Below are 12,758 nucleotides of genomic sequence, written 5' to 3'. Positions count from 1 at the left end.
CCGGCTGAGGCCCCCGCCATCGCCGGCGTGTCGCACGCAAGCGACATGTCGGTCGGCGACGCTCCATTGGAAAAGAAACCGCTTGAAGCCTATGTGCCGCCGGCGAGGCCGTCGCTGATCGGCCTGTCGCGCGCGCAGCTATCCGAACACCTCGCCGCCATCGGCGTCGCGCCGGCGCAGCGCAGGATGCGGGTGCAACAGCTCTGGCACTGGATGTATGTCCGCGGTGCGAGGACGTTCGGCGAGATGACCAGCGTCTCGAAGGACATGCGCGCCGAACTGGAAAAGCACGTCACCGTCGATCGCCCCGAAGTCGTCGCCGAGCAGATCTCCAACGATGGAACCCGCAAGTGGCTGCTGCGGTTGCCGAGCGGTGACAACCTCGAAACGCCGCACGAGGTCGAATGCGTCTACATTCCCGAGACCGATCGCGGCACGCTGTGCGTCTCGTCGCAGGTCGGCTGCACGCTGAACTGTTCTTTCTGCCACACCGGCACCCAGCGTCTGGTGCGCAATCTCACGGCGGGCGAGATCGTCGGCCAGATCATGGTCGCGCGCGACCGGCTGAACGACTGGGCCGATCGCGAGACGCCTCATGGCAATCGCCTCGTCACCAACATCGTGATGATGGGGATGGGCGAACCGCTCTACAATTTCGACGCGGTGCGCGACGCGCTTCTGATCGTTGCCGACAACGAGGGAATCGGCATCTCGAAACGCCGCATCACGCTGTCGACGTCCGGCGTGGTGCCGAACATCGTCCGCGCCGGCGGGGAGATCGGCGTCATGCTGGCGATCTCGCTGCATGCGGTGCGCGACGAGCTGCGCAACCAGCTCGTTCCGCTGAACCGCAAGTATCCGATCGCCGAGCTGATGCAGGCGTGCCGTGATTATCCCGCGGCTTCCAACGCCAAACGCATCACGTTCGAATACGTCATGCTGAAGGGCGTCAACGATTCGCTCGACGACGCCAAGCTGCTGGTGAAGCTGCTCAAGGGCATTCACGCCAAGATCAACCTGATCCCGTTCAATCCGTGGCCCGGAACGCGCTATGAATGTTCGGATTGGGAGCAGATCGAGAAATTTTCCGAATACATTTTCAACGCCGGATATTCCTCGCCGGTGCGCACGCCGCGCGGCCGCGACATTCTGGCTGCCTGCGGCCAGCTCAAGTCCGAAACCGAAAAACTGTCGGCCCGCGAGCGTCAGGCGCTGCGCGCCATGGCGATGACGGATTGAGGCCATGTGCATGTTTGGGATGAGATATAGGCCCGTCATCGCCGGATTTGTTCCGGCCGGCCACGTCTCTATGAAGAGACAGGGAAGACGTGGAAGCCCGGCATGACACGGGCATGACGAAAGAGATGCTCGCCGCTATCGCGAATGGACCGTGATCATGGCGCTGATCGGCCGGCTTTTCGCGATCTTGTTCGGATTTCTGGCTGCCGGCTTCGTTGCCGGGATGGTTGTTGTGGTTGCATTGCTCTATCCCGAATTCATCGACCTCGGCATCGAGCCGCCCGATCCCGATACGCTCAACATCGTGCTCGGTTTCGGTTTCATCTTCGTCAGCGGCTTCGCTCTGGTGCCGGCGATGATCCTGGTTCTCATCACCGAAGCCTTTCATATCCGCGGCATACTGGCTTACGCGGCCGGGGGCGCGATTTGCGGCGCCGCCTGCTACCTCGGGCTGATCCCGTTCGATCCCGCGACCCTGCATTTCGAAGGCATCGTGCGCCGCCACCTGGAAATCATGACCGGCGCCGGAGTTATGGCGGGCTTTACCTATTGGCTGATCGCCGGACGAAACGCCGGCGCGTGGCGCGAGCCGCCGCGCGGGCCGCAGCCTCCCGATCTGCCGGCGCGGACTTGAAATCGCGCGGGCTTTCCATGCCCGTCGTCGTCGGCTAGAGTCTGGTTCAATCGCGTTGAATCGGACTCAAAAGCGGTTTAGGTTTTGATGGAAACACCTGCTTCGTCATGGCCGGGCTCTGTCCCGGCCATCCACGTCTTTTCTTTGCTGAATTCCGAAGGCGTGGATACCCGGCATAAAGCCGGGCATGACGGACTGCCGATTCCGTCTAAAGCAAACCCGCTCTAGCCTTCGCCTTTTGATTGAGCATGATCTTATCCGAAAACCGGTTTTCCACTTTTCGGGATCGTGTTCTGAACCGCACGTCATGAACCGCGCCGGATTGATCATTGCGCTCGGCCTTGCGCTCGTGATCGGGATCGTGTTCGGGATTCATCCCGAATATGACCTGCGCCTCGCGGCGCTGTTCTACGATCCCGCGACCAAAACCTTTCCGTTCAAGTCGAACGCGCTGGCCTCATTCGCGCGCTATGCTGCGATGTGGGTGGCGTGGGCCTTTGCGCTGCCCGCGATCGTCGCGCTGGCCGTGAAGATGTTTCGCCCGGATCGCCCGCTGATGATGTCGGGCCGGACCGTGGCGTTTCTGTTGATCACCATGCTGCTCAGCGCGGGCATCCTGACCAACCTGACGTTCAAGAGCCATTGGGGACGGCCGCGGCCGGTGATGGTGACGGAATTCAACGGCCCGTGGAAATTCATGGCGTGGTGGGACCCGCGCGGCGAGTGCGGCCGGAACTGCTCATTTTTCTCCGGCGAAGGCGCGACAGCGTTCTGGACCCTGGCGCCGGCCGCGTTGACGCCGCCGGTGTGGCGGCCGCTGGCCTATGCGGGCGCGGTTACGTTCGGCGTCGTCACCAGCGTGCTGCGGATGGCGTTCGGTGGTCATTTCTTCACCGATGTGGCGACGGCCGGTCTGGTGGCGTTTCTGGTGATCTGGCTGGTTCATGGCTACATCTACCGCTGGCCGTCGACGCGAAGGAGTGACGCGGAGATAGACGCCGCGCTGACGCGCTTCGCCTGGCCCGGCTATCGGATGCGGCAGCGGTGGTGGGGGCGCGATGTCGGCCCGGCGCCTGCGCCGGAGAAGCCGGTCTGAAGCGCCCGAGGGACCTTGCACGAGGTTCGGTTCCGCCTATAGTCCCGCCGGATTCATGTCGTTCGCAGGGTTTTCATGAGCAAGAAGGTGAAGAAGGTGGTGCTTGCCTATTCGGGCGGGCTCGATACCTCGATTATCTTGAAATGGTTGCAGACCACCTATGGCGCGGAGGTCGTGACTTTCACGGCCGATCTCGGTCAGGGCGAGGAGCTTGAGCCGGCGCGCAAGAAGGCGCAGTTGCTCGGTATCAAGGACGCGAACATTTTCATCGAGGATTTGCGCGAGGAATTCGTCCGCGACTATGTGTTCCCGATGTTTCGCGCCAACGCGGTCTATGAGGGCCAGTATCTCTTGGGCACCTCGATCGCGCGACCGCTGATTGCGAAAAAGCAGATCGAGATCGCCGAGAAAGTCGGGGCCGATGCGGTCGCGCACGGCGCGACCGGCAAGGGCAACGATCAGGTCCGCTTCGAACTCGGCTATTACGCGCTGAAGCCCGACATCACCATCATCGCGCCGTGGCGCGAGTGGGATTTGCGTTCCCGGGAGCAACTGATCGCATTCGCCGAACAGCATCAGATCCCGATCGCAAAGGACAAGCGCGGCGAAGCGCCGTTCTCGGTCGACGCCAACCTTCTGCACGCCTCCAGCGAAGGCAAGGTGCTGGAAGACCCGGCGCAGGAAGTGCCGGACTACGTGTATTCGCGCACCATCGATCCGCAGGCTGCGCCGGATCAGCCGACCTACATCACGATCGATTTCGAGCAGGGCGATGCCGCCGCCATCGACGGCAAAAAAATGTCTCCCGCCACCCTGCTCGCGAAGCTGAGCGAACTCGGCCGCGCCAACGGCATCGGCCGGCTCGATCTGGTCGAGAATCGTTTCGTCGGCATGAAGTCACGCGGCATGTACGAGACGCCCGGCGGCACCATTCTTCTCGTCGCCCATCGCGGCATCGAGCAGATCACGCTCGATCGCGGCGCGGCGCATCTGAAGGATGAGCTGATGCCGAAATATGCCGAGCTGATCTATAACGGCTTCTGGTTCTCGCCGGAGCGCGAGATGCTGCAGGCCGCGATCGACCAGAGCCAAAGATATGTCACCGGTCAGGTGCGGCTCAAACTCTACAAGGGCAACGTCATCCTCGTCGGCCGCGACAGCGAATACTCGCTATACGATCAGGATCTCGTCACCTTCGAGGAAGGGGCGGTGGCCTACGATCACCGCGACGCGGCCGGCTTCATCAAGCTCAATGCGTTGCGGCTGCGCACGCTCGGCCAGCGCAGGAAGAAGCTGGGGTTGTAGGGTCGGGAGGTTGTCATTGCCGGGCATAGCCGTTCGAAGAACTATGACCCGGCAATCCATCCATTTCGGAAGGAGATGGATGGATACGCGGGTCAAGCCCGGGCATGACGATAGTGAAAAGTGGTTTTCGACAAGAACAGAAATGGCCGGGATCGCTCCCGGCCATTTGTGCTCGTGAACCGCGTATCAGCGCGGCGGTGGCGGCGCGGCGGAGGCCGTTCCGCCGTCCAGCAGCGGCGTGATCCGGCGCACCGTGACGCGGCGATTCTCCCGCGATGGGCCCTCGGTCTGTACCTTCAGGTCCTGCTCGCCGTAACCCTGCGTCACCAGGTTCTCCGGCGGTACCTGGAATTGCTGCGTCAACAGTTCGGCAGCGGATTGGGCGCGACGATCCGACAGCGACAGGTTGTCGACGTCATTGCCGACCGCATCGGTGTGACCCTCGATCAGGAACACCTCGCGGGGATTACGTGAGACCGCGCGGTTGATGCCGTCGGCGATCACCTTCAGTTTCGATGCCTGATCGGGAGTGATGTCCCACGATCCGGTCTCGAAGTTGATGGTGTCGAGGTCGATGCTCGGCATCCGCGCGCGCACCATCGGGCTGTAGCGGACTTCGTCGAGCGTATAGGCACGCTCGATTGGCTCCACCGGCGGCGCCATCAACGTATCGTAGATCAACTCCGGCGGCGCATCTTCGGCCTCGACGATATAGTGGTCGCGCGGAATCCTGATACGCGGCGGCGGCAGCGAGACGAAATAGCCTCCGATCGCCCCGGCCACCATGCCCGCGGCGAAGCCCGCCCCGACGCCGCCGTAGCCACGGCTATTGTCGATGATGATCACTTCGTGACCGCGCTGGTCGCGGCGAATACGGCGCAGCATGCGGCCGTCACGATCGTTGATGGTGATGATCTGCGTGCCGTCGGGCCGCGTAACCACTGTGCGGGTATCGTTGCCGACATGCTCCTGCCGGATATCGCGCGCGCCATAGCGGAAGCGATCTTCCTCGTTATGCCGAATGAACGACCGTCCGCTCGGATCGCGCACAATCACGCGGCCCGGCTCGGTGATGATGGTGCGGCCGCCCTGCTCGGTCTGCCGACGCTCGGAGCGGAACGCATCGATATTGCGCGGTCCCTTCCGTGCTGCGTCCGGCGCGATCGGTCTTAAATCCTGAGCGTTTGACGGCGGTGGCGGCAGCGGCGTCGTGACGGTGGGCGGTCCGTGACGGGAGACCGGCGCGCCCGGAGGCAGCGCGCTCTGGCCGCCGGGAGCGGCGTTCGGCGGTGATCCGGCCCTGGTCCCGTTCGGCGATGCAGTCGGCGAGGGGGCGACAGTGTTCGGCGGCACAACCTCGCGCGCGGATGGCGTGGTCGGTGTCGCGCGGGGCGATGTCGCGCGGGGCGATGTCGCGCGGGGCGATGTCGAAGGCGTGGTGGGCGTCGGGGCTGTTTGCGCCGGTGCAGTGCCGGCCGGTTGGCCGCCGCGACCTCGAGGTTCGTTGTGATCGCGAGGCCCGCCGTGCTCGCGACCCGCTCCACTGCGGCCTCCCTCCTGACGATGCATTGCATTCGGCTCCGCGTTTGCGGGCGGTGTCGAGCGCGGTGTGGTTTGCGGTTGTGCGTTGGGAGAATGTGTCGGAGCTGGCCTTGTCGCAGCCGGGGGCGGAGCGCTCTTTGATCGAGACGGCGGCTGCGCGGCGGCTGGAGGCGCTGGTGGCTTCGGGGCAGCCGGAGGCGTCGCGGCTCTCGGCGCGACTGGCGGCGTTGTATGGGAAGGCGGTGCCACCGGCCTTGGCCGTTCGGCCGCCGGCGGAGTCACATGCGGAGAAGACGGCGCGTGGGGCGGCGCCGCATGAGACGGAGGAGAAGGGTGTGCGGGCGCGCCGGGAGGGGCTCGATGATTCGGGGCGGTCTTCGGAGGCGGGCCTTTCCGCCGTTCCTCTCCCTGTTCGGCGGGCGCGGAAGCCTGCGCGAGTTGGACCGGCGCGGACTGCGCGTGCGACGGCGTTGTCGTCAGCGACGTGACAGTGAGAGCCGACGAGGCCAGCAGCACGAGGTGAAAGTTCATCATGGCAATTTTTGTCCCAATAAAAAAGTTCGGCAACAAACCCACAGCTTGCTGGCCGATGGTGGAGATTTGCATGATCAACGGATAGTCATGAGGCTGTAATGTGGCAGCGATCAGCAGGGAAGACCGATTTTATTTTCGGAGGCGTTGAAAAAAAGCGCCTGGAATTCATGTTGCATTCAGATCATGCATCATTCGCGTCGTCGCGTTGAATCGGTCGCAGGAGGCTGCGCGGGCGGTGTGGGCGGGGCCTGTGTCGGTAATTCCTCCGGCTGCCGGCCCGGCAGTTCTTGCGGAGGCGGGGACGGCGAGTTCGGTTCATGCACCGGCGGCGGAATGTCGGGACCTGGCTGCGGACTTCCAGGCGGTTCTTCGCGCGGTGGCTCCGTCGGACGGCCCGGCTTGACGGGCGGCACTTCCGTCGGTTGAACATCCATCACGCATCTCCATCCGAAGTTGGCATGTCTCCGCAGCAATTCTTGATTGCTGCTTCCATGACTTTGAAGATCGGGGCTCTTGCAGTGCTAACGGTTCGCATGGCGTGATGTTCCGGTACCGGCTGTGGCCCTTGCGCCGCGCGTCGGCGTCGTGGAACTTGCGGTGAGGAGGACGCTCGCATGAAAACCGTTTCCCTGGTTATGGTCGTGGCGTCGGCCATGATCGCGAACGGCGCGGCTCATGCGGGCGGCTGCGCATCCGAGATCAGCGCCTATCGCCGCGCCCATGGACTGTCAGCCGTTCGCGCCGATGCGGCGCTCGTTCGGATCGCTCGGCGACAGGCCGCGGCGATGGCACGGGCGGAGACGGTGAGCCACAACGTGAATGGCAATTTCTTTGTTCGGATCGCGCCGGTCCATCGCCGGCTGGCGGCGGAGAATGTCGCGGCCGGTTTTCTCACTTGCGCGGAAACGATCAGGCAATGGGATGCGAGCAGCGGACATCGCGCCAATCTCCAGATGCCGGGCGCGCGGCGTGTCGGCGTCGCGTCGGTTGCGAAGCCGTCGTCGCCCTATCGGCGCTTCTGGGCCATGGTGATCACGGATTGAGGCGGCGCGCGCGGGCCGTTATCGCGCCGGAGATCAGACCTGCCGCTCGACCAGCTTCAGCTTCAGCATGGCGATCGCCTCCGCGGGGTTCAGGTTCTTCGGACAGGCCTTGGTGCAATTCAGGATGGTGTGGCAACGATAGAGCCGGAACGGATCCTCCAGATAGTCGAGCCGTTCGCCGGTGGCTTCGTCGCGCGAATCGCTGACCCATCGCGCCGCCTGCAGCAGCGCGGCGGGGCCGAGAAAGCGGTCGCTGTTCCACCAATAGCTCGGACAAGCCGTCGAACAGCAGGCGCACAGGATGCACTCGTAGAGGCCATCGAGCTTTTCGCGGTCCTCGCGGCTCTGCCGCCATTCCTTCTGCGGCGTCGGCGTCGTGGTCTTCAGCCATGGTTCGATCGAGGCGTATTGCGCGTAAAAATTCGTCAGGTCCGGCACGAGGTCCTTCACGACGGGCTGGTGCGGCAGCGGATTGACCTTCACCGCATCGGCGGCGATGTCGTGCATCGATTTGGTGCAGGCCAGCGTATTCTGGCCGTTGATGTTCATGGCGCAGGAGCCGCACACGCCTTCGCGGCAGGAGCGGCGGAAGGTCAGGGTCGGGTCGATGTGGTCCTTGATCCAGATCAGGCCATCGAGCACCCTCGGGCCGCACTCGTTGACGTCGACATAAAAGGTATCGACCCTGGGATTGCTGTCGTCGTCTGGATTCCAGCGGTAGACCTTGAATTCGCGCGTTTCGGTCGCGCCTTCCGGCTTCGGCCAGGTCTTGCCACCGGTCACCTTTGAGTTTCTCGGAAGCGCGAATTTAACCATCGGGTCTGCCCTTGCTGTCTGCCCGTCACTGCCGGGCTTGACCCGGCAACGATCCATCTTCGTGTGAAGGTCAATGCGCGGGTCAAGCCCGCGCATGACGCTTCGTTTCAGATCAATATACCCGCGCTTTCGGCGGGATGTACTGAACGTCGTTGGTCATCGTGAAATCATGCACCGGGCGGTAGTCGATCGTGGTGACGCCGCGATCGCCCAGCCGCGCCAGCGAATGCTTCATCCAGTTCTGATCGTCGCGGTTGGGATAATCCTCTCGTGCATGGGCGCCGCGGCTTTCGGTCCGATTGGCGGCGCACTCCATCGTCACCACCGCCTGGGAGATGAGATTATCGTATTCCATCGTCTCCATTAGGTCCGTGTTCCACACCAGCGAGCGATCGAACACGGCGATGTCGGCGATTCCGTCATAAACCTTGTGGATCAGTTTCTGACCTTCGGTCAGGACGTCGCGGGTGCGGAAAACCGCGCAGTTGGCTTGCATCACGCGCTGCATGCTTTCGCGCAGTTTCGCGGTCGGCGTGCCGCCGGCGGCGTAGCGAAACCTGTCGAGGCGGCCGAGCGCCATCTCGCTGGAGTTCGCGGGCAGATCGGGCTGCTTGGCGTCGGCGGTGAGCTTTTCGGCGCAGCGCCGGGCGGCGGCACGGCCGAACACCACGAGGTCGATCAGCGAGTTGGAGCCGAGTCGGTTGGCGCCATGCACGGAGACGCAGGCGGCTTCGCCCACCGCCATCAGGCCCGGCACGACCGCATTGTCGTCGCCGTTCTTCTTGGTCACCACTTCGCCGTGGAAGTTGGTGGGGATGCCGCCCATGTTGTAATGCACGGTCGGCAGGATCGGTATCGGCTCGCGGGTGACGTCGACGCCGGCGAAGATTTTTACCGATTCCGAGATGCCCGGCAGCCGCTCGTGCAGCACTTTCGGGTCGAGATGGTCGAGGTGCAGGAAGATGTGGTCTTTCTTCTTGCCGACGCCGCGGCCTTCGCGGATTTCGATCGTCATCGCGCGCGAGACGACGTCGCGCGAGGCAAGGTCCTTGGCGGAGGGCGCATAGCGCTCCATGAAGCGTTCGCCCTCGGCGTTGACGAGATAGCCGCCTTCGCCGCGCGCGCCTTCGGTGACGAGGCAGCCCGATCCGTAGATGCCGGTCGGGTGAAACTGGACGAACTCCATGTCCTGCAGCGGCAGCCCTGCGCGCAGCGCCATGCCGCCGCCGTCGCCGGTGCAGATGTGCGCCGAGGTGCAGGAGGCGTAGGCGCGCCCGTAGCCGCCGGTGGCGAGGATGGTGGTCTGGGCGCGGAAGCGGTGCAGCGTGCCGTCGTCGAGCTTCAGCGCGATCACGCCGCGGCAGGCGCCCTGATCGTCCATGATGAGATCGATGGCGAAGAATTCGATGAAGAACTCGGCGGTGTGGCGCAGCGCCTGGCCGTACATCGTGTGCAGCATGGCATGGCCGGTGCGATCGGCGGCGGCGCAGGTGCGCTGGGCCTGGCTCTTGCCGTAATCGATGGTCATGCCTCCGAACGGGCGCTGGTAGATCTTGCCCTCCTCGGTGCGCGAGAACGGCACGCCCCAGTGCTCGAGTTCGTAGACCGCCTCCGGCGCGTTACGCACCATGTACTCGATGCAGTCCTGATCGCCGAGCCAGTCCGACCCCTTGACGGTATCGTACATGTGCCAGCGCCAGTCGTCCTTGTGCATGTTGCCGAGCGAGGCGGAGATGCCGCCCTGCGCCGCAACGGTGTGCGAACGGGTCGGAAAGACCTTGGTGATGCAGGCGGTGCGCAGACCGGCTTCGCCGCACCCCACGACGGCCCGCAGGCCGGCTCCGCCGGCGCCGACGACGACGACGTCGTAAGTATGGTCTTCGATGGGATAGGCCTTGACGTTGGCGGCCGCCGCGCTGCCGTTTCCGGCCATGCTACACTCCGGATGACAGTTTAAAGATGGCATAGGCGGCGGCGAGCGCCAGCGTGACGGAGAAGAAGTTGTTGGCCATGATCGACATCAGCTTGATCTTCTCGTCGTGCACGTAGTCCTCGATGATCACCTGCATGCCGATCTTCATATGCCAGATGCTCGCGACGACGAACAGCAGCATGATGATGGCGATCGGCGCCGAGCCGAGAATCTGCGCCGCCCCCGCCTGGTTGCGGCCGAGCAGGATCATCATGACCACGACCATCGGCACGATCAGCAGGATCATGGCGACCGCGGTCACGCGCTGCCGCCAGAAGTCCCTGGTTCCGGAATGGGCCGCGCCGAGGTTGCGAACCCGCCCCAGCGGCGTCCGCATCGACTTCGGACCCGAAAGCGGCGGCATGGTCATCGTCCGCCTCCGATCGCATAGGCGACGATCCACAGCAGCACGGTGAGCAGGATGCCGCCGATCAGCGCCGCCCGCGTGAGCCATTCGCGCTCGGCCGGCTTGAATCCGTATCCGAGGTCCCAGACCAGGTGGCGAACGCCGCTCAGCATGTGATGCATCAGCGCCCAGGTGTATCCGAATGCGATCAGCCGGCCGATCCAGCTCGCGGTGAAGGACTGGACCGCGGCGTAGGCGCCCGGCCCGGATGACACAGCAATCAGCCACCAGACCAGCAGCAGGGTTCCGAAATAAAGCGCCATGCCGGTCGCGCGATGGACGACGGACAATGCCATCGTCAGGGTCCAGCGGTAAATCTGTAGGTGCGGCGAAAGCGGACGTTCGATTCTGGCGGTCATCGATGCCTTCGCTGGTTGAGGGCGCGCGGCGCCAGCCCGGTCGGGATCCGCGATAAGCAAACTCGGTTCATACATTTTGTATATTTATGGAGTCGAAACAGCCCGCGCAACGTTCAAATCGCTCTTGAGAATGGTGGTTCAGGGTTACAGCACTCGTGTTTCCTTAACATAACAAGCCCGGAGGCGGTATGCCTGAAGCACGATTTCAGGGCTGGCTTGTCTTGTAGAGGCCGGCGTGGCTGTCGCGCAGGACGTTCTTCTGCACCTTGCCCATGGCGTTGCGGGGCAGTTCGTCGATGAAGATCACGCGCTTCGGTATCTTGAATTTCGCCAGCCGATCCTTGAGCGCGTCAAGCACCCGGGCCTCGCTGATTTCGGCGTCTTTGCCGCGGACCACGACGGCGGTGACGCCCTCGCCAAGATCCGGGTGCGGCACGCCGATGACGGCGCTCTCGACCACGCCCGGCAGCGCGTCGATCTCGCTCTCGACTTCCTTCGGGTAGACATTGAGGCCGCCCGATATAACGAGGTCCGCGCCGCGGCCAAGAATGTGCACATAATTCTTTTCGTCCATCTTTCCGATGTCGCCGGTGATGAAGAAGCCGTCGTCGCGGAATTCGGCTCGGGTCTTCTCCGGCAGCCGCCAGTAGCCCTTGAACAGGTTCGGCCCCTTGACCTCGATCATGCCGATGGTCTCACGCGGCAGTTCCGTTCCGGTTTCCGGATCGGTGACGCGGACGGAGACGCCGGGCAGCGGGAGCCCCACCGCGCCGGGAACGCGATCGCCGTCATAGGGGTTCGACGTGTTCATGCCGGTCTCGGTCATGCCGTAGCGTTCGAGGATGGCATGACCGGTGCGGGCCGACCATTCGCGGTGAGTGTCGGCGAGCAGCGGTGCCGAGCCGGAGATGAACAGCCGCATGTGGCTGGTCGATTCATGCGTCAGCGCCGGATTTTGCAGCAGGCGCGTGTAGAAAGTCGGCACGCCCATCAGCACCGTGGCGCGCGTCATGAGTTCGATGACGAGGCCGGGATCGAACTTCGGCAGAAAGATCATCGAGGCGCGCGCCAGCAGCGTGACGTTGGTCGCCACGAACAGTCCGTGGGTGTGATAGATCGGCAGCGCGTGGATCAGCGCGTCCCTGTCGGTGAAGCGCCAGAAGTCGACGAGGCTGGAGGCGTTCGACGCCAGATTGTCGTGGGTCAGCATCGCGCCTTTGGAGCGCCCGGTCGTGCCCGAAGTGTAAAGAATCGCTGCAAGGTCATCCTTGGCGCGCGCGACGGTCGTGAAGTCAGGCTCCGCCGCCATGGCCGCTTCCGTCAGCGATCCCTCGCCGCCGGCGCCGAGCGTTTCGACACCAGCGCCGACTTTCGCCGCCAACGACTTGATGCCCTCCGCCTTCGACGGATCGCAGACCACCAGTGACGGCTCGGCGTCGGTGATGAAATAGCCGAGTTCACTGAGCGTATAGGCCGGGTTGAGCGGCAGATACACCGCGCCGGCGCGCAACGTCGCGAGATAGAGTGCGAGATTCGGTACCGACTTTTCGACCTGTACCGCGACGCGGTCGCCCGGCTTGACGCCGCGCGCCACCAGGATATTGGCCAGCCTTCCTGAGAATGCGATCAGGTCGCCATAGGTGATGCGACGGCGGTCCGGCATTTCGATCGCGAGCCGGCCCGGATCGCCGAGATCGTCGAACAGGCGTGAGAACAGGCTGGCGTTCATGACGAAGTTCCTGCTGGCGTTGATCCCGGTGGTCTGATCGCTAATTTGTGAGGAATTGGCGTGCCGATCCGGGTGATATTCGG

The 12,758-nt window shown here is 63.8% G+C and carries 12 protein-coding genes; 6 read left to right on the top strand and 6 right to left on the bottom strand.

Annotated features, from left to right (window positions below):
* Positions 1-45 precede the first annotated feature (45 nt).
* The 4 genes from rlmN to ACMDCM_RS12610 all read left to right on the top strand — a co-directional run bounded on the left by rlmN (position 46) and on the right by ACMDCM_RS12610 (position 4,274).
* Complete coding sequence (gene rlmN / locus ACMDCM_RS12625; RefSeq protein WP_412774746.1) at positions 46-1,239, top strand: 23S rRNA (adenine(2503)-C(2))-methyltransferase RlmN; 1,194 nt, start codon at positions 46-48, stop codon at positions 1,237-1,239.
* 157 nt (positions 1,240-1,396) lie between these two features.
* Positions 1,397-1,873, top strand: coding sequence for a hypothetical protein (locus ACMDCM_RS12620; protein WP_412773877.1), 477 nt, complete (start codon positions 1,397-1,399; stop codon positions 1,871-1,873).
* Positions 1,874-2,180: 307 nt separating this feature from the next.
* On the top strand, positions 2,181-2,969 hold the full coding sequence (locus ACMDCM_RS12615) for a phosphatase PAP2 family protein (protein ID WP_412773876.1): 789 nt from the start codon (positions 2,181-2,183) through the stop codon (positions 2,967-2,969).
* Between the two features lie 75 nt (positions 2,970-3,044).
* Positions 3,045-4,274: an argininosuccinate synthase gene (locus ACMDCM_RS12610; RefSeq protein ID WP_412773875.1), complete on the top strand. Its 1,230-nt coding sequence runs from the start codon at positions 3,045-3,047 to the stop codon at positions 4,272-4,274.
* Positions 4,275-4,460: 186 nt separating this feature from the next.
* On the opposite strand, the gene ACMDCM_RS12605 is transcribed toward ACMDCM_RS12610, so the two are convergent.
* Complete coding sequence (locus ACMDCM_RS12605; protein ID WP_412773874.1) at positions 4,461-5,627, bottom strand: OmpA family protein; 1,167 nt, start codon at positions 5,625-5,627, stop codon at positions 4,461-4,463.
* A 14-nt stretch (positions 5,628-5,641) separates the two neighbouring features.
* Here ACMDCM_RS12605 and ACMDCM_RS12600 point away from each other — a divergent pair, with 14 nt between their 5' ends.
* Entirely contained in the window at positions 5,642-6,304 is a 663-nt protein-coding gene (locus tag ACMDCM_RS12600) for a hypothetical protein (protein WP_412773873.1), read from the top strand.
* A 660-nt stretch (positions 6,305-6,964) separates the two neighbouring features.
* A complete protein-coding gene (locus ACMDCM_RS12595; RefSeq protein ID WP_412773872.1) occupies positions 6,965-7,393 on the top strand; it encodes a CAP domain-containing protein in 429 nt (142 codons plus the stop codon).
* 33 nt (positions 7,394-7,426) lie between these two features.
* Here ACMDCM_RS12595 and ACMDCM_RS12590 read toward each other — a convergent pair whose 3' ends face one another.
* From ACMDCM_RS12590 to ACMDCM_RS12570, 5 genes are all read right to left on the bottom strand, one after another.
* Positions 7,427-8,209, bottom strand: coding sequence for a succinate dehydrogenase iron-sulfur subunit (locus tag ACMDCM_RS12590; protein WP_412773871.1), 783 nt, complete (start codon positions 8,207-8,209; stop codon positions 7,427-7,429).
* A gap of 112 nt (positions 8,210-8,321) precedes the next feature.
* Positions 8,322-10,142: a succinate dehydrogenase flavoprotein subunit gene (gene sdhA / locus ACMDCM_RS12585; RefSeq protein ID WP_412773870.1), complete on the bottom strand. Its 1,821-nt coding sequence runs from the start codon at positions 10,140-10,142 to the stop codon at positions 8,322-8,324.
* Position 10,143: 1 nt separating this feature from the next.
* Positions 10,144-10,518: a succinate dehydrogenase, hydrophobic membrane anchor protein gene (gene sdhD / locus ACMDCM_RS12580; RefSeq protein ID WP_412774745.1), complete on the bottom strand. Its 375-nt coding sequence runs from the start codon at positions 10,516-10,518 to the stop codon at positions 10,144-10,146.
* Positions 10,519-10,547: 29 nt separating this feature from the next.
* Positions 10,548-10,946 (bottom strand): succinate dehydrogenase, cytochrome b556 subunit, encoded by a 399-nt coding sequence (sdhC, locus tag ACMDCM_RS12575; RefSeq protein WP_412773869.1) that lies wholly within the window; start codon positions 10,944-10,946, stop codon positions 10,548-10,550.
* Positions 10,947-11,151: 205 nt separating this feature from the next.
* Positions 11,152-12,675 carry a malonate--CoA ligase gene (locus ACMDCM_RS12570; protein ID WP_412774744.1) on the bottom strand — a complete coding sequence of 508 codons (1,524 nt, stop codon included), beginning with the start codon at positions 12,673-12,675 and terminating at the stop codon, positions 11,152-11,154.
* Positions 12,676-12,758 lie beyond the last annotated feature (83 nt).

It is taken from the genome of Nitrobacter sp. (assembly GCF_047149785.1).
In the GTDB taxonomy this organism is placed as follows: domain Bacteria; phylum Pseudomonadota; class Alphaproteobacteria; order Rhizobiales; family Xanthobacteraceae; genus Nitrobacter.
Note: the sequence above shows the minus strand (reverse complement) of the source record. Positions and strands in the feature narration are given on the sequence as shown.